At 71.2% G+C, this 16,425-nt stretch carries 11 protein-coding genes and 1 tRNA gene; 4 read left to right on the top strand and 8 right to left on the bottom strand.

The window, feature by feature from the left end; translation table 11 throughout:
* Positions 1 to 3: 3 nt before the first annotated feature.
* Positions 4 to 1,047 carry a glycosyltransferase family 2 protein gene (locus FFG40_RS07465; protein ID WP_110860507.1) on the bottom strand — a complete coding sequence of 348 codons (1,044 nt, stop codon included), beginning with the start codon at positions 1,045 to 1,047 and terminating at the stop codon, positions 4 to 6.
* A 184-nt stretch (positions 1,048 to 1,231) separates the two neighbouring features.
* Positions 1,232 to 3,253, bottom strand: coding sequence for a S1C family serine protease (locus tag FFG40_RS07460; RefSeq protein WP_260678814.1), 2,022 nt, complete (start codon positions 3,251 to 3,253; stop codon positions 1,232 to 1,234).
* A 191-nt stretch (positions 3,254 to 3,444) separates the two neighbouring features.
* On the opposite strand from FFG40_RS07460, the gene FFG40_RS07455 reads away from it, so the two are divergent.
* On the top strand, positions 3,445 to 4,653 hold the full coding sequence (locus FFG40_RS07455; RefSeq protein ID WP_138802749.1) for an aminotransferase class I/II-fold pyridoxal phosphate-dependent enzyme: 1,209 nt from the start codon (positions 3,445 to 3,447) through the stop codon (positions 4,651 to 4,653).
* A gap of 32 nt (positions 4,654 to 4,685) precedes the next feature.
* Here FFG40_RS07455 and FFG40_RS07450 read toward each other — a convergent pair whose 3' ends face one another.
* The 4 genes from FFG40_RS07450 to FFG40_RS07435 all read right to left on the bottom strand — a co-directional run bounded on the left by FFG40_RS07450 (position 4,686) and on the right by FFG40_RS07435 (position 10,037).
* Positions 4,686 to 5,525 carry a carbon-nitrogen hydrolase family protein gene (locus tag FFG40_RS07450; protein ID WP_138802748.1) on the bottom strand — a complete coding sequence of 280 codons (840 nt, stop codon included), beginning with the start codon at positions 5,523 to 5,525 and terminating at the stop codon, positions 4,686 to 4,688.
* Positions 5,526 to 5,625: 100 nt separating this feature from the next.
* A tRNA-Met gene (locus FFG40_RS07445) sits at positions 5,626 to 5,702 on the bottom strand.
* 63 nt (positions 5,703 to 5,765) lie between these two features.
* A complete protein-coding gene (locus tag FFG40_RS07440; protein ID WP_185974129.1) occupies positions 5,766 to 8,762 on the bottom strand; it encodes a UPF0182 family protein in 2,997 nt (998 codons plus the stop codon).
* Between the two features lie 165 nt (positions 8,763 to 8,927).
* Positions 8,928 to 10,037, bottom strand: a complete 1,110-nt coding sequence (locus FFG40_RS07435) for a PDZ domain-containing protein (RefSeq protein WP_138802747.1) — start codon at positions 10,035 to 10,037, stop codon at positions 8,928 to 8,930.
* A 152-nt stretch (positions 10,038 to 10,189) separates the two neighbouring features.
* Here FFG40_RS07435 and FFG40_RS07430 point away from each other — a divergent pair, with 152 nt between their 5' ends.
* Positions 10,190 to 11,608 (top strand): zinc-dependent metalloprotease, encoded by a 1,419-nt coding sequence (locus FFG40_RS07430; protein WP_071246537.1) that lies wholly within the window; start codon positions 10,190 to 10,192, stop codon positions 11,606 to 11,608.
* 60 nt (positions 11,609 to 11,668) lie between these two features.
* The gene (locus FFG40_RS07425; RefSeq protein WP_138802746.1) at positions 11,669 to 12,526 is read left to right on the top strand and encodes a TOMM precursor leader peptide-binding protein; all 858 of its coding nucleotides are present in this window, start codon (positions 11,669 to 11,671) and stop codon (positions 12,524 to 12,526) included.
* On the opposite strand, the gene FFG40_RS07420 is transcribed toward FFG40_RS07425, so the two are convergent.
* Complete coding sequence (locus FFG40_RS07420) at positions 12,417 to 14,183, bottom strand: ATP-dependent helicase (protein WP_185974128.1); 1,767 nt, start codon at positions 14,181 to 14,183, stop codon at positions 12,417 to 12,419. The genes FFG40_RS07425 and FFG40_RS07420 overlap by 110 nt on opposite strands.
* Positions 14,180 to 15,115, bottom strand: a complete 936-nt coding sequence (gene nudC / locus FFG40_RS07415) for an NAD(+) diphosphatase (RefSeq protein WP_138802745.1) — start codon at positions 15,113 to 15,115, stop codon at positions 14,180 to 14,182. Before nudC ends, FFG40_RS07420 begins: the two co-directional genes overlap by 4 nt.
* Before the next feature lie 116 nt (positions 15,116 to 15,231).
* Here nudC and FFG40_RS07410 point away from each other — a divergent pair, with 116 nt between their 5' ends.
* Positions 15,232 to 16,230, top strand: coding sequence for a phosphotransferase (locus FFG40_RS07410; protein WP_111090644.1), 999 nt, complete (start codon positions 15,232 to 15,234; stop codon positions 16,228 to 16,230).
* Positions 16,231 to 16,425: the final 195 nt, after the last annotated feature.

Raw genomic sequence — 16,425 nt, 5'->3', positions numbered from 1 at the left:
CGGTCACCGTCCCGTGTGGGTGGTCAGCTCGGACGTGCGGGTCAGGAACCCGATGATGAACCCGAGCCCCCAGCCCACGTGGATGCAGGGCAGCACGACGAGCAGCCAGAGGAGCGTCGGCAGCCCGGAGCGGCGCGCCACCGCGATCGACCCCAGGACGACGAAGAGCAGGTAGACGACGGGCACCACGAACCCGAGCAGAGCCCAGGCGAGCGGGGTGCCGAGCGCCGCGCCGACGATGCCGACGAGGCCGGCGACGATGCCCAGCGCCATCGCCGCGACCATCGCCGGCGGCACGAAGTAGCGCAGGCCGTTGTTGGCAGGGAACCGACGCGCGAGCTCGCCGCGCCAGAGCCCGGTGGCGACGAACTGCCGCACCAGGCGCTTCAGGCTCGGCCGCGGGCGGTAGGTGACGACGAGCTCCGGCGTGAACCAGACGGTCCCGCCGGTCTGCCGCAGCCGCCGGTTGAGTTCCCAGTCCTGGCCGCGCTTGATGCCCTCGTCGAAGAGGCCGACGTCGAACAGTCGCTCGCGTCGGAACACGCCGAGGTAGGCGGTCTCGGCCGGGCCGGCTGTGCCGCCCACGTGGTGCGGCGTGCCGCCGAGGCCGACACGGCTGCCGTAGGCCAGGGCGACGGCCCGCTCGAAGGGGGTCCGGCCCTCGGCGCGCATGATGCCGCCGACGTTGTCCGCCCCGGATTCCAGGAGCGTGCGCACCGCGATGCGCGTGTAGTCGGTGGGCAGGACCGAGTGCGCGTCGACGCGGATGACGACGGGGTGCACGGACGCACGGATCGCGACGTTCAGCCCCGCGGGCGTCGAGCCGACGGGGTTGTCGATCGCGCGGATCCGTGGGTCGGCAGCGCTCATCTCGGCGACGAGTTCGTTCGTGCCGTCGATCGACGGCCCGAGCGCGAGGATGACCTCGAACGGGCCCGTGTAGTCCTGGTCGAGCAGACTGCCGACGGCGGCCCGGACCTCGGTGACCTCGTTCAGCACGGGCATCACGTACGAGACGCCCGGCAGGGGCTGTCCGTCTGACTGCATGCGTACCTCGGGGTGCTGGCTTGGCGGCACGGGACGCACCGGGGCGGTGCCGCCCCGCAGAGCGACCATGAGCCTATCAAGAGGCCGAACCGCCCACCTGCGACGGCGCGGGACGCGCCCCCGGGACGGACTGGAGGCCCGGCGCATGTCGTGCCCCGAGCCTCCTGTCCGTCGTGTGGTGGCGTCAGCCCTTGCTGTCGTACGTCCCGAGCTTCACGTCGGCCTGGCGGGTCTGGCCGTCGCGCAGGTAGCTGATCGTCGTCGACGCGCCGCCCGCGAAGTAGCGCACCTGCGCGGTCAGGTCGGTGGCGTCGGAGACGGTCGCCGAACCGATCTTCGTGACGACGTCGCCCTTCTGCAGACCGGCCTTCGCCGCGGCTCCGCCGGACGAGACCGACTTGATGAGCGCGCCCATCTGCGTGGCGCTGGCGTCCTCGGAGGCGTCGCCGACGGTCGCGCCGAGCAGCCCGTGCGTGGCGGACCCCTTGTCCTTGATCTCGTTCGCGACCCGCTTGACCAGGTTCGACGGGATCGAGAAGCCGACGCCGATGCTGCCGGCTGCCGACTCGGACGACGAGGAGCTACCGGCGGACGCGATCGCCACGTTGATGCCGATGAGCTTGCCGTCGGAGTCGAGCAGCGCACCGCCGGAGTTGCCGGGGTTGATGGAGGCGTCGGTCTGGATGACCGGGAGCGACACCGTGGTGTTCGCCGACGAGCTGCTGCCGTTGTCCCCGTTGCCCCAGAAGTCGAAGGGACCCGAGCCGCCGTTGCCCCCCTCGTTCGAGTCGCCGCCCTCGGTCGGGGCGCTCGAGGTGACCTGGATGCTGCGGTTCAGGGTCGAGACGATGCCGTCGGTGACGGTGTTCGACAGACCCAAGGGCGCACCGATCGCGACCGCGGTGTCCCCGACGTTGAGCTTGGACGAGTCCGCGAACTCCATCGGCTTGAGGTCGGTCGCATCGATCTTGATGACCGCGAGGTCGACCGTCGGGTCGGTGCCGACGAGCTTGCCCGCGTAGATCTTGCCGTTCGAGGTCGTCACCGTGATCCGGCCGCTCGAGCTGTCGCCGTCGAGGGTGACCACGTGGGTGTTCGTGACGATGTAGCCGTCCTTGCTCATGACCACACCGGAACCGGTGCCGGCCTCGTTGCTCGCCGACACGTTGATCGTGACGACGGACGGGGTCGCCTGTGCCGCGACCGCGGTGACGACGGTGGCGGAGTCGTAGTCGTTGACGGTCAGGTTGCCGCCCTGCGACGAACCGGAGGACACCACGCTGCCACCGTCGTTGCCGGAGGAGACGGCCCACCCGGCACCGCCGCCCACCAGACCACCGGCGATGACGGCCGCGATGATCGGCAGCAGCAGCCTGTTGCGGCCCGAGCGCTCCTTGGTCGTCGTGGTCGCCGCGGCACCCGAGGCGTCGTCGCTGAAGTAGTGCCCGTTGCGCTGGTTCGCACCGTCGACGTCGCCGAAGGCGCTCGTTGCGGACTGCGGGGCCTGCGCGGATGCGTTCGCGTACTCGGAGGACGAGCTCGGCGCGGACGAGGACGTCGGCTGGGCGTACTCGCCGTAGCGGGGGCGTTCGGCACCCGGCTGGCCGTACTGGGACTGCTGACCGTACGGGTTCTGGGACTGCTGACCGTACGGGTTCTGGGACTGCTGACCGTACGGGTTCTGCGACTGCTGGCCGTACTGCGACTGCTGGCCGTACGGGTTCTGTGCCTGCGGCGCCTGCTGGCCGTACTGCGGCTGCTGGCCGTACGGGTTCTGTGCCTGCGGCGCCTGCTGGCCGTACTGCGGCTGCTGGCCGTACGGGTTCGGGCTCTGCTGGGGCTGCTGGCCGTAGGTGTTCTGTGCCTGCGGCGCCTGCTGGCCGTACGGCGACGTCTGCTGGCCGTAGCCGCCCTGCTGCGCGCCCGAGGACTCGCCGGAGACGGCCGGGTACGGCGCGGTGTAGCGGTCGGTCGGGTGGTCCGTCGACGACGGGATCACGTCCGTGTGGTCCGGGGTCGTCTCGTCGTTCTGGTTCTGGTTCTGGTTCTGGTTCGGGCGAGGGGTCTCGTCCGGCTGGTCGGAGTCGTTCGGCATCGACGTGTTCCCTCTCGTCGCCGCTGCTGCGGCGTCCTCACTGGCGGCAGGCGGAGCCGCATCGTCCGGACGGCGGTCGTCGCCCTGCCCGTCGGGCGTGGTGTCGGTCATGCTGGACGTGCTCCTTTCAAGCTCGTGCAGTCTGTCGCAAGCACCTGAGCGGTCCTTCTGGCGAGGCTGCGAGCCACCCCTGGCGATCTTATGCGTGCGCTGTACACGGCGCCCCGGTCCGCCGCGGGGCGGACAGCTAGGTTGGGGTCCGTTCAGCGCGACACGTCGTCGCCCGCACGGGAGGGAACCACATGCGCCAGGCAGGACCGTGGCTGCGAGCCGCCGACGGAGCGATGCTGCTCGGACCGGACGGGGTCCCCGCACCGACGGTGTTCGCCGAGATGAGCGCCCTCGCCGCCAGCACCGGCGCGGTCAACCTGGGGCAGGGGTTCCCCGACGAGGACGGGCCGGCCGAGGTGCTCGAGGCCGCGGTGCAGGCGATCCGCGACGGCGTGAACCAGTACCCGCCGGGCCGGGGCACCCCCGACCTGCGAGCCGCGATCGCCGAGCACCAGCAGCGGTGGTACGGACTCGACGTCGACCCCGACCGCGAGGTCCTCGTCACCGCCGGCGCCACCGAGGGGCTGGCCGCGGCGCTCCTCGCGCTGGTCGAACCCGGCGACGAGGTGATCACCTTCGAGCCGTTCTACGACGCCTACGGTGCGCTCATCCGGCTGGCCGGCGGGGTGCACGTCACGGTCCCGCTCACTGCGCCCGACTTCCTGCCCGACGAGCGCACGCTGCGTGCGGCCTTCACCGACCGCACCCGCGCCGTGCTCGTGAACACCCCGCACAACCCGACGGGCCGGGTCCTGCCCACCGAGGTGCTGCGGACGATCGTCGACCTGGCCACCGAGCGCGATGCGGTGATCATCACGGACGAGGTCTACGAGCACCTGACCTTCGACGTCCCGCACACGCCCATCGCGACCCTGCCGGGTGCCGCGGAGCGGACGGTGTCGGTGTCGAGCGCCGGCAAGACCTTCAACACCACCGGGTGGAAGGTCGGCTGGCTCACCGCTCCCCCGGCGCTCGTCGACGCGATCACGACGGTCAAGCAGTACCTGACGTTCGTGAACGGCGCACCCTTCCAACCGGCTGTCGCCGTGGGACTCCGCCTGCCCGACGCGGTGTTCACCGGCATCGCCGCCGACCTGCGCGCGAAGCACGAACTGCTCGCGAACGGACTGACGGCTGCGGGCTTCGACGTGATGCGACCCGACGGCGGCTACTTCGTGCTCGCCGACGCCGCGCCGCTCGGGTACGACGACGCCCGCGCGTTCTGCCTCGAACTGCCGGCTCTGGCCGGAGTCGCCGGGGTACCGGTGTCGGCGTTCGTCCGCCCGGACCGCGTCGCCGGCTACCGGTCGCTGGTGCGCTTCGCGTTCTGCAAGCGCCGGAGCGTCCTGGAGGACGCCGCCGCACGCCTGGCGACCCTCGGAACGCGCCCCCGCGCCTGAGACGCGACCGCGTCGGGGACGCGACGGACGCGTCAGCGCTGCCCCGGGCCTCCAGGCGGGGTGCGCAGTGCGACGTCGTACCGCCGCAGCGACAACGACGGGTTCACCCGACGGACGGCGTCCGTGACGGTGGTGTCGATCGTCGCGGTGAGCGTGCCCGGCGAGGCACCCGCCGAGGCGACCGCGACGCCGGACGGGTCGAGGACGACCGAGCCGCCGATCCCGATGGGCGGCGTCTGGCCGACCCCGACGACCCAGACGGTGTTCTCGATCGCGCGGGCCGTGAGGAGCGTGCGCCAGTGGTGCTCCTTGCCTGGCCCACGCACCCACTCCGCCGGGAGGACGACGACGTCGGCCGCGCCGGTCTCGGGAGCGGCGAGGCGCCGGGTGACCTCGGGGAAGCGCAGGTCGTAGCAGGTCTCCAGCCCGACGCGGACGCCGCCGAGCTCGAAGACCGGCAGCTGCTCCGGGTCGCCGGACTCGATGCGGTCCGACTCCCGCGAGCCGAAGGCGTCGTAGAGGTGGACCTTCCGGTACGTCGCCGCCACGTCGCCCGACGGGAGCACCGCGACCAGGGTGTTCCGGAAGCGCTCCGGCGTGTCCGCCGACTCGGCGACCCCGACGACCAGGGCGATGCCGGACTCGCGGGCGACGTCACGGAGGCCCGAGACGAACGGACCGTCCAGGGGCTGCGCCGCGGCGACGAACCGATCGTCGATGTCGGCGGTGAAGTACGAGGTGTACTCCGGCGTGACGAGGAGGTCCGCACCCCGGGCGGCCGCGTCGACGGCGGCGGTGCGCACGGTGTCGAGGTTGGCGACGGGGTCGTCCACGGGGGCGAACTGCGCCGCCGCGATCGTGAGGGTGGCCATGCGGTGAGCGTACCCGGGGGTGTGCGGCGGCCGGCCTTCCTGCGGGCGGGGACACGAAGAAGGCCCCGGTCCTGTTGGACCGGGGCCTTCGTGTGACGCTTGGTTGCGGGGGCAGGATTTGAACCTACGACCTCTGGGTTATGAGCCCAGCGAGCTACCGAACTGCTCCACCCCGCGGCACGTTTAGAAGCCTACACGGGGCCGTGGCGGGACACAAATCGAGTGCCCCGCCACGGTGTGTCAGCTGCCGTTCTCGGCTGCCGTGGCGGCCTCGATCGCGTCCTGGAGGCGCTGGTCGGCTTCCGCCGCAGCGACCAGGTCGTTGTCGGCGTAGGCCTCCTGGCGGTCCTGCAGGGCTGCCTTGGCGTCGGCCAGGGCCTTCTGCAGGGCGTCGTTGTCGGCCGAGCCGGAACCCGTCGAGCCGGTCGAGCCGGTCGAGCCGGTCGAGCCGGAGCCCGTGTCGGAGCCGGAGCCCGTGTCCGAGCCAGACCCGCTGTCGGAACCCGAACCGGAACCGGAACCGCTGTCGCCACCGCTCGCGCCGGAGTCGCCGGCCGCCGCACCGGAGTCGCCGCCGAACAGCGAGTTCAGGGCCTCGTCGAGTGTGTCCTCGAACGCGATCTTGTCGCCGAAGGCCACGAGGACCTTCTGCAGCAGCGGGTACGAACCACTCGAGGTCGACTGGACGTAGACGGGCTGCACGTAGAGGAACCCGCCGCCGACCGGGAGCGTGAGCAGGTTGCCCTGCTTCACGGTCGAGTTGCCCCGCTTCAGGATGTTGAGCTCCTGCGACACGGTCGAGTCACCGTTGAAGAGGCTCTGCACCTGTCCGGGGCCCGGGATGTTGTCGGTCTTCGGCATCGTCAACAGCGTGAGTTTGCCGTAGCCCGACGCCTTCTCTCCCTTGCCGGCACCACCCGCGTCGGAGTTCACCGCCAGGTAGCCGGTCAGCACGTTGCGGTTGTTCGCCCCGGCCGACTGCTGCGGGATGTAGGTCGTGTACAGCGAGTACGCGGTCCCCTGACCCGGCACCTTCATCGTCAGGTAGTACGGGTCCTGCAGGTTCGCCCTGTTGGCCGTCGTCGTCGTCTGTGCGCCGAGCGCGTTCGTCGACGTCGCCGCGGTGTCGGCGTCACTGTCCGACGTCGCCGTGCTCGTCGGTTCCTGCGGGGTGTTCCACGCGTCGTCACCCGAGTAGAACGAGTTGGCGTTGGTCACGTGGTAGGTGCCGAGGATCGAGCGCTGCACCTTGAACAGGTCGGTCGGGTACCGCACGTGGTCGAGGAGTTCGGCGCTCATGCTCGACACCGGCTTCATCGACGTCGGGAAGATCTTCTGCCACGTCTTCAGGACCGGGTCCTTCGTGTCCCACGTGTACAGCGTCACCTTGCCCGTGTACGCGTCGACCGTGGCCTTCACCGAGTTCCGGATGTAGTTCACCTGGTCGGTGCGGTACGTCGACGACTCGGCGCCGGCGATGCTGTCCGACAGGCTCTGGCTCTGCGAGTACGGGTACGCGTCGCTCGTGGTGTAGCCGTCAACCACCCACTGGATGCGGTGGTCGACGATGGCCGGGTACGCGTCACTGTCGACGGTCAGGTACGGCGCGGCCTTCTGCACGCGGGTGATCGGGTCGCGGTCGTAGAGGATCTGCGAGTCCTTGTTCACGGCGTTCGAGAGCAGGATCTGCTCCGACTGGAACTTCGCGGCGTAGACGAGCCGGTTGAAGAAGTTGCCGAGGCTCGGACCGCCGTCGCCGGCGTACGTGGTGGTCGCGTTGCCACCGTTGTCGTCGTCGGAGCCGGACGGGTAGTCGAGCTCGACGTCCTTCGTGCCCTTCGGGGCACCCACGATCGAGTAGGGCGGCGAGGTCTCACCGAAGTACACGCGCTGCTGGAAGTCGCCCAGGGCACCGTTCGACGGGATTCCGGACTCGAGGAACACCGGCTTGCCGTCGCTCGCGCGCTGGTTGCCGTAGGCCGCGGTGACGCCGTAGCCGTGGGTGTAGACGAACGCCCGGTTGTACTGCGTGTTCGCGGCCGAGCTGAGCCCGGCGAGGTCGATGTCGCGGACCGCGATCACGGTGTCCTCGGTCTCGCCCTTGACGTCGTAGCGGTCGACGTCCAGCTCCTTCGGGAACTGGTAGTACTGCCGGTACTGCTGCAGCTGGCTGAACGTGTCGGAGACGATCTTCGGGTCGATGAGACGGATGTTGGCGGTGGTCTGCGCGTCCTTCGCGAGCGCACCCGAGCTCGTCTCGGTCGTGGCGTCGTAGTTCTGCTCCTGGACGCCGGCGACGCCGTAGGCATCACGCGTGGCCTTGATGTTCCGCTCGATGTAGGCGGACTCGAAGGTGCGCTCCGAGGGCTTCACCTGCAGCCGCTGGACGACCCACGGGTAGATGCCGCCGACGACGATCGCGGCGACGAGCAGCAGGCCCGTCCCGACGATCGAGATGCGCCAGCGGCCGATGACCGCCGTGACGATGAAGAGCAACGCGACGATCGCCGCGATGCCGGCCATGATCTCGCGACCCGGGATCACCGCGTTGACGTCGGTGTACTGGGCACCGGTGATGAGCGAGTTCGACTTCGTCAGGGCCGCGTACTGGTCGAGCCAGAGGCTGACGGCCTGCAGCGCGATGTAGAGCGCCGCCGTGACCGCGAGCTGGATGCGCGCGGCGCGGGAGATCCGGACCTCACGACCACCGAAGCGGAGCGCACCGTAGAGGTAGCTCGCCGCGAGTGCGGCGAGACCGGCGATGAGGACGACGGCCGACGAGTAGGCCACGATCGAGCGCCAGAACGGCAGCTCGAACACGTAGAACCCGATGTCCAGTCCGAACTGCGGGTCGGTCTTGCCGAACGGCGTGCGGTTGAAGTACTCGAGGACCATGCTCCAGCGCCCCGCCGTCGAGAGCCCGGCGAAGATGCCGAGGACCACGGGGATGCCGATCATCACGGCGCGCCGCAGGGGCTCGATGACCTGCTGGTAGCGGTCGAGCTGCGAGTTGAGCTTCGCGTAGACCGGCCGGAACCGGAACGCGAGCGCGATGCTCACGAAGACCGGGACCGCCATGCCGAGGAAGCCCGCCAGGAACATCAGCGTCCCGGCGATCCACCGGGTCGTGAGGACCTGCTGGAACCCGAGCTGCGCGAACCACGCGTAGTCGGTGTACAGGCTGGCGAAGATGAAGAAGGCGATCACCAGTGCGGCCAGCACGATGATCGTGACCACGATGGGGACCCGCGGCGAACGCCGCCCCGAGGTGGACGAGGTTGTCGTCACTTGATGTGCTCCAGACGTGTCGGACCGGCGGGCCCGGCTCGCGGCGGGCCGTCAGTGACACTGATCCTATGGGACCGGACCGGACGTGAACCTGTACGGGGACTCAGGACCGGGTCAGGAACCGCAGCGGGCGAGCTTCGCGGTGCTCCCGCCGTCGGCGATCGTCTGCAGGTCGGTGACGGCCTGGTCGAGCGTGGAGACGCTGTAGACGTCGAGTCCGTCCGGCACGTGCCCGACGACCTCGTCGCAGTTGTCCGCGGGGGCGAGGAACACCGTGGCACCCGCGTCCGCCGCCCCGTAGAGCTTCTGCCGGATCCCACCGATGGGCCCGACCTCGCCGTCTGCAGTGATCGTGCCGGTGCCCGCGACGTGCTTGCCACCGTTGAGCTTGCCCGGCGTGATCTCGTCGATGATCCCGAGCGCGAACATCATGCCGGCGGACGGACCGCCGACGTCCTGCAGCCGGATCGACACCTTGAAGGGGAACTCGTAGCGCTCGGTGACACCGACCCCGAGCAGCGCCGTGCCCTGCTCACTGCGCGGCGTCACCCTGACGTCCTTGGTCGCGCCGTCCCGTTCGACGGTGACGGTCGCGGGGCGCGAGGTGCCGTGCTTCGCGACCGCTTCGCGCAGGCTCACTGCATCAGCGTTGGTCGTGAGCGACTTGCCGTCGAACGCCGTGATGACGTCGCCCTTCTCGATCGCGCCGTCGGCCGCCGAGCCCTCCTGCACGGCACTGACCTCGAGTTCCGTCGGCAGGTCGTTCCCCTGTTGGATGAGCGCGGCGGCGACGGCCGACTGCTGCGATGCCTGCATGTCGGCGGAGTCCCGCTCGTTCACCTGCTCCGTCGTGGTGCCGCTCGGGTAGATCGCCTCGACCGGGATGACCGCCTGTGACCTGGTGAAGATCGCGCGGATGACGCTGGTCCAGGACGGACGGTTCGTGGCGTCGCCCTGGATCCCGACCGTGAGCATGTCGAGGGCACCGGCCGTCGGGTACGTCTCGTGGCCGGACACCTGGATGAGCTTGACGTCCTTCGCGTCCTTGCCCGTCCCCTGCTTCTGCGTGCCGATGGTGTTGTAGACCGGCCCGGGGACCTCGATGAGGTACGGGCTGGGCAGCAGGCTCGCCAACAGGCCCAGGACGACCGCGCCGATCAGGAACGCCCACCCGACGGTCCGGGCACGCGAGCGACGACGGGGCGCGGGGGCGAAGAGGGTCACGCGGGGTCCTTCCGAGGTGGGCACCCGCGCCTGGCGGCAGGGTGGTCGCCCACGTCTCGCGACGGGGCTGTTCGCCCTGGGCGCAGCGCTTCGGGCGTTCCCACGGGGGCATCCCAGGTGCGGCCCCGTGAGCAGCGATTAGCGTAGTCGGCATGCCTGATGAACCACAGCCGGGGCCGGACGACGACTTCCAGGAGATGCTGCGCAAGCTGCTCTCGGGCGAGGGGCAGATCGACCCGTCGCAGCTCGCCGGCGCCGCCGGTCTGCCGAACGACCCGGCCTCCGTGGCGAACCTGATGAGCCAGCTCCAGCGCGCCGCCCAGTCCGGCGGTGACGGCATCGACTTCTCGGCCACCGCCGAACGCGCCACCGCGATCGCTCGGGACGGCGGCCACCCCGTCGACCCGGCCACCTCGCAGGCGGCCGACCAGGCGTTCCAGGTCGCCGCACTGTGGCTCGACGAGGTCACGACCGTCGCCGAACTGACCGCGACCCCGAGTCTCTACACGCGTGAGCAGTGGGCCAAGGCGACCGTCCCGGTGTGGACGCAGATCGCCGAACCGGTGGCCTTCAGCATCGCCGATGCCCTGACCGAGGCGATCGACCAGCGCGCTCCCGAGCAGCTCAAGGCGATGCTCGGCGACGTCTCGAAGGCGATGCGCGGCATCGGCGGGGCGCTGTTCGCGATCCAGCTCGGCCAGGTCGTCGGGCAGCTGTCGAAGGAGGTCGTGTCCGGCGGAGACGTCGGCGTGCCGCTCCTCGACGAGCAGGTCGCAGCGCTCCTGCCCCAGAACGTCGCCGAGTTCGCCGAAGGCCTCGACGTCTCCGAGGACGAGGTCCGCATCTACCTCGCGGTCCGCGAGCTCGCGCACGCCCGGCTCTTCCGGTCGGCACGGTGGCTCCGGCTGCACATCATCTCGTCGATCACGGACTACGCACGGGGCATCCACATCCCCTTCGACCGCGTCGAGGAACTCGCGGCCGACATCGACCCGACCAACCAGGAGCAGCTGCGCGACGCACTCGCGTCGGGTGCCCTCATCCCGCCGCGCACCGCCGAGCAGGACGCCGCACTCGCCCGGCTCGAGACGATGCTCGCGCTGGTCGAGGGCTGGGTGGACACGGTCACCGCTGCTGCCACCGTCCGTCTCCCCAAGGCCGGGGCGATCGCCGAGATGGTGCGCCGTCGCCGTGCGGCCGGTGGCCCCGCCGAGTCGGCGTTCGCCACACTCGTCGGCCTCGAGCTGCGGCCGCGCCGTCTGCGTGAGGCCGCGGCGATGTGGCAGCGGGTGACCGACGAGCTCGGTGCCGAGCAGCGTGACGCCCTCTGGTCGCACTTCGACCTCGTGCCGACCTCGGACGACGTCGACGCACCCGACGCCCTCGTCGCACGGCTGCGGAACCCGTCCCAGACCGACGAGGACGACGCGTTCGACAAGGCCCTCGAGGACCTGCTGAACGACTCGACCGGTGCGCGCCCGCACGAGGACGAGTCCGGCCGCGTGGCCGACGACCCCGAGGGTGGAGCGGGCGACGAGCCCGGGAACGACACGGGCGACCAGCCCCGCTGAGTTCTCCACAGATCCCTCTTGTGACCCCACGCGTGCCGCGTACTCCGGCACCGTGGGGTCATGGGCATCCGCATCGATCCGACGCTCGAGTTCGTCTGGCGTGACCCCGCCACGGTCCAGCTCGGGGTCGATCCCCCGCGCGCGGTCGTCGCGGTGCCCACCACGGGTGAGGAGCGGTTCCTCAACGGCCTCCGACGAGAGACCGGGCACGACGTGCTGTCCGGCCTCGCGACCGCGTCAGGGTGTTCCCCGGAACGTGCTGCCGGGGTGCTCGGTGCCGCGTCGCCCGCGGTGGTCGAGGTCCTGCCCGAACCGCTCGAACGCATCGAGGTGCACGGCGCCGGTGTCCTCGCCGACACCGTGGCGGCGTTCCTGTCCGGCGAGGGCGTGACGGTCAGCCGCACCACCGCACCCGCCGGAGGACCGATCGTGCTGCCCGAACCCGAACCACGCCTCGCCGTTGTGGTGGCCGACCACGTCGTCGACCCGGCGCTCCGCGCCGCGTGGACCCGTCGGGGTGTGCCGCACCTGGCGGTCGTCGTCGGGGACGGACGCGTCCGCCTCGGTCCGTTCGTCGTGCCGGGAGCCGGGCCGTGCCTCCAGTGCGCTGAGTACGCACGCGTCGACGACGACCCGGCCTGGCCGGCCATCGCCGCCCAGGTGTGGGGCCGGCACCCGGCACCGCTCTCACCGTGGCGAGCGGCTGCGGTGGCCGCCGCCGCGACGCGGATGCTGCTGGAACGGCTCCCGCTCCGGACGCAACAGGCCGAACCCGACCAGGTCGTCTTCGAGCGCGACGACCTGTCGGTCAGCCGTTCGCCGGTCCGACCCCATCCGCGGTGCGCGTGCCGAGCGCTGCCAGGAACCGACTCGGAGCCCGGGCTCCCCCACGCGTGGAGCCCTGTTGCGACCACGTGATCGTGACGGATCGGCGGGCTCGGGTCAGCCCGACGTAGAACAGGCGTCGTTCCTCGTCCACCTCGGTGTCGGTCGACGCGTGCGAGATCGGCAGGAGGCCCTCGGCGGCGCCGGCGATGACCACGTGCGGCCACTCCAGGCCCTTCGACGAGTGCAGCGTCGCGAGCGTGACGGCGTCGACCTCGGGCTCGTGGTGGGTCGCCGCACGGTCCACCAGGTCCTGGGTGAACTGCTGCATCGTCGTGCCGGCGGGGGCGTCCTCGGCCAAGCCCATGATCGCTTGCAGCGCTTCCCACTGCTCGCGCACTGCGCCGGTGCCCTCCGGCGGCGTCTCCGTCCAGCCGCTGACCTGCAGCACCAGCCGGACCCGTCGGGTCAGCTCGTCGTCGGTCTGCCGGATCGCCTCGCCGCGCATGTGGTGGACGGCGAGCTTGACCTCCGGGCGGTTGAAGAAGCGGGTACCTCCCTGCACGCGGTACGGGATGCCGTTCCGGCCGAGCGCGGACTCGAGCGCGGCGGACTGCGCCCCGACGCGGAAGAGCACAGCGCATTCCCCGTAGGACGCTCCGGCTCCGACGAGCTCGGCGATGCGGCGGGCGATGGTCTGCGCCTCGTCTCCGTCGTGGACACAGGCCAGCACGACCGGTTCCGGGCCCGGTTCCTGGCTCTGGGCCACCAGGTCGAGTGCCCCGGGCTGGCCGCGCATCAGCGTGTTGGCAGCGGACACGACCTCGCGGGTGGAGCGGTAGTTCCGCTCGAGGCGCAGCACCGACCCGCGCGGGAACTCCGACCCGAACCCGAGCAGGTAGTCGCTCGAGGCGCCGGCGAACGAGTAGATGGTCTGACTGGCGTCGCCGACGACGCACAGGTCGTCACGGCCACCCAGCCAGGCCCGCAGCAGGTCGTGCTGCACCGGCGAGACGTCCTGGTACTCGTCGACCACGAAGAACCGGTACTGCTGCCGCACGTACGACGCCACGCGGGGCTCGGACTCGACCATGCCGAGGGTCGCCAGCAGGACGTCCTCGAAGTCGAGTTGCCGTCGGTCGTCCTTCAACCGCTCGTACGCCTTCATCAGGTCGATGACCCGGCGCGGTGTGGTGTCCCGCGGCATCACCCGGCCCGCGGCGGCGGCCTCGTACTCGTCGAGCGAGAGCATCTGCACCTTGCGCCACTCGACCTCGGCGGCCAGGTCACGGAGCACCGGGGTGTCGACGTGCATGCCGACCGTGTCCGCGGCGTGGGCGATCATCCGACCCTTGGACTCGACGATCTTGGGGGCGTGCCCACCGACGGTGTCCGGCCAGAAGTAGCTGAGCTGCGCCATCGCCGCGGCGTGGAAGGTGCGCGCCTGGACCGTCCCGGCACCGAGCGCGCGCAGGCGCGACCGCAGTTCACCGGCGGCGCGGGTCGTGAAGGTCAGCGCGAGGACGTGGTTCGGGGCGTAGGTCCCGGTGGCGACCCCGTAGGCGATCCGGTGCGTGATCGCACGGGTCTTGCCCGTCCCGGCTCCGGCCAGCACCGCGACCGGACCGAGCAGGGTGCGGGCGACCGTCCGCTGCTCGGCGTCGAGCGCGGCGAGCAGTTCGTCGGGCGACGGCGGCCGGGGCTCGACTGCCCCTGCGCCCGTTGCGCCGCGCGGACCGGCGACGCTCACGGCAGGTCCAGCGGCCCGCCGTACCACTCCTCGATGATGGCGCGGGCGATCGAGGTGCGTCCCGGGAGCAGCAGGGTGTCGCCGGCGCGCTCGCGGATCTCGTCGCGCGAGAACCACCGGACGTCCAAGATCTCCACGCCGTCGGGGCGGGCGGTCGTCGGGTCACCGCCGGCTGCACGGGCACGGAAGCCCACCATCAGCGACGCGGGGAACGGCCACGGCTGCGAGCCGAGGTACTCGGGCTCCTCGACGCGGACGCCGGACTCCTCCCAGACCTCGCGGCGGACGGCGTCCTCCAGCGACTCCCCCGGCTCGACGAACCCGGCCAGCAGCGAGTACCGGTCGGCGTCCCACGCGGCATTGGAACCGAGCAGGATCCGGTCGTCGGCGTCGACGACCCCGACGATGATCGCCGCGTCCGTGCGCGGGAAGAGGTCGTGTCCCTCGGGGTCGCGGCGGACCCATCCGCCGCTGACGACAGCCGTGGGCGACCCGGTGCGCGGCGAGAAGCCGTGCACGGCGTGCCAGTTGGCCATGGCCACGGCTTCGACCGCCAGTCCCTGGTCGCGCGGCGAGAGCTCGGTGCCGAACATCCGGAGGCTCTGCCAGGCGTCGTCGTCGGGTTCGATGGCGGTGGCCGTCGCGCTGTCGATCAGGGCGGCGACGAAGCGGGTACCCGCCGCGGCGTCCGCGGCGTCCGACACCGCACGGCCGAGGTACAGCGTCACGGTGTCGACCGGGATCTCCGTCGCGGCCACGAAGCGCAGGGTGCCGTCGGCGTTCCGGAGCATCTCCGCACCACGCACCGGCAGGTACCGGGTGTGCTCGTCCTCGCGCAGGACGCGCTCGACGTCGTCGGTCGTGCGGAACTCGGCGTCGCGGTCGAGTTCGTTGCGGGAGAGCGGGAGCCGGGCGGCGAACTCGACGGTCACGGCGGGAGAGCTCCTCGGATCGGGTGCGGACGTGCAGGAGACGTGCGGTGGGCGTGCGGGCCGCCGAACAGCGTGGCGTGCAGCCGTGCACGCGTCACGCGCCTACCCTGAGGGGCATGGCGGGATCCCAGTTCACTCTAGCCGCGTTGGCGACGACGGCCGTTCCAGGTCTCCTCGTCACGGGCACGCGCACGCTCGGCTCGGCCGCGGCCGGCGACTACGAGTCGGCGCTCCTCCGCGACGCCGACGGCACCGAGATCGTCATCCGCCGCCCCCGGAACCAGCGCGCCGAGGCCCGGCAGTCAGCCGACCTCGTCGCCATCCGTGCGCTGAGCGCCGGCATCCGCACGCGGCTGCCGTTCGGCGTCGCCGAGTACCGCGGCCAGGCCCCGATCGGGTCGACGCGCGCCATCGTCACGACCCGACTGGCCGGGACCCACCCGACCCTCGCGTCGCTCGTCGAGCGTCCCGACCTCGCGACCAGCGTCGGCCGTGCCGTCGCCTCGATCCACCAGCTGCCGACGAGCTTCGTCTCCGACGCCGGGCTGCCCTCGCTCACGCCGTTCGAGGTGCTCCGGTCCGCAGTCTCGGTGATGGACCGCGCCGTGGCGACCAAGCTCGTCCCCGCCGCGCTCGTCGAACGTTGGGAGGGCGCCGCTCGCGACCAGCAGCTCTGGCAGTTCACACCGACCGTCGTGCACGGGTCGCTCGGCACCGGAGCCCTGCTCGTCGACGGCGATGCGGTGACCGGGGTCCTCGACTGGGGCGAGCTGCGGCTCGGCGACCCGGCGAAGGACCTCGCCTGGGTGCTCGCCGGCCGCCGCGACGCCTTCGACACCGTCCTCAGCGCCTACGAGGCGAACGGCGGCGGACGCGACCGCCAGCTCGCTCAGCGTGCGCGCGTGCACCACGAGCTCGAGACGGCGCACTGGCTGCTGCACGGCGTGCAGGCGAAGAGCACCGAGGTCGTCGACGACGCCGTCTCGATGATGCACCGCCTGGTCGACGCGGTGCACGCCCCGAGTGCGGAACCGCTGCAGTCCGTGTCACCGGAGACGATGGAGATCGGCGAGGTGGAGCAGCTGTTGTCCTCCACCGAACGCCGCCACGGCTGACGCCGTCTCGTTCCGCATCGTCTCGTTCCACACTTCTCGTCCACACCGCCGCACGGTGGTCACGACTCCCCGCTCAGTTCCGCCGAGCGGTCACGACCTGTCGGTTGCAGGGTGTCCACCCGACGGTCTGTGACCACTCGCTGTGCGTCCTGCGGGGTGTGGTGACCAGTCACGGCCGCGCGTGCACCTGATGCG

This window comes from Curtobacterium sp. KBS0715 (genome assembly GCF_005938005.2).
Lineage (GTDB): Bacteria > Actinomycetota > Actinomycetes > Actinomycetales > Microbacteriaceae > Curtobacterium > Curtobacterium flaccumfaciens.
This window is presented reverse-complemented; position numbering and strand designations above follow the sequence as displayed.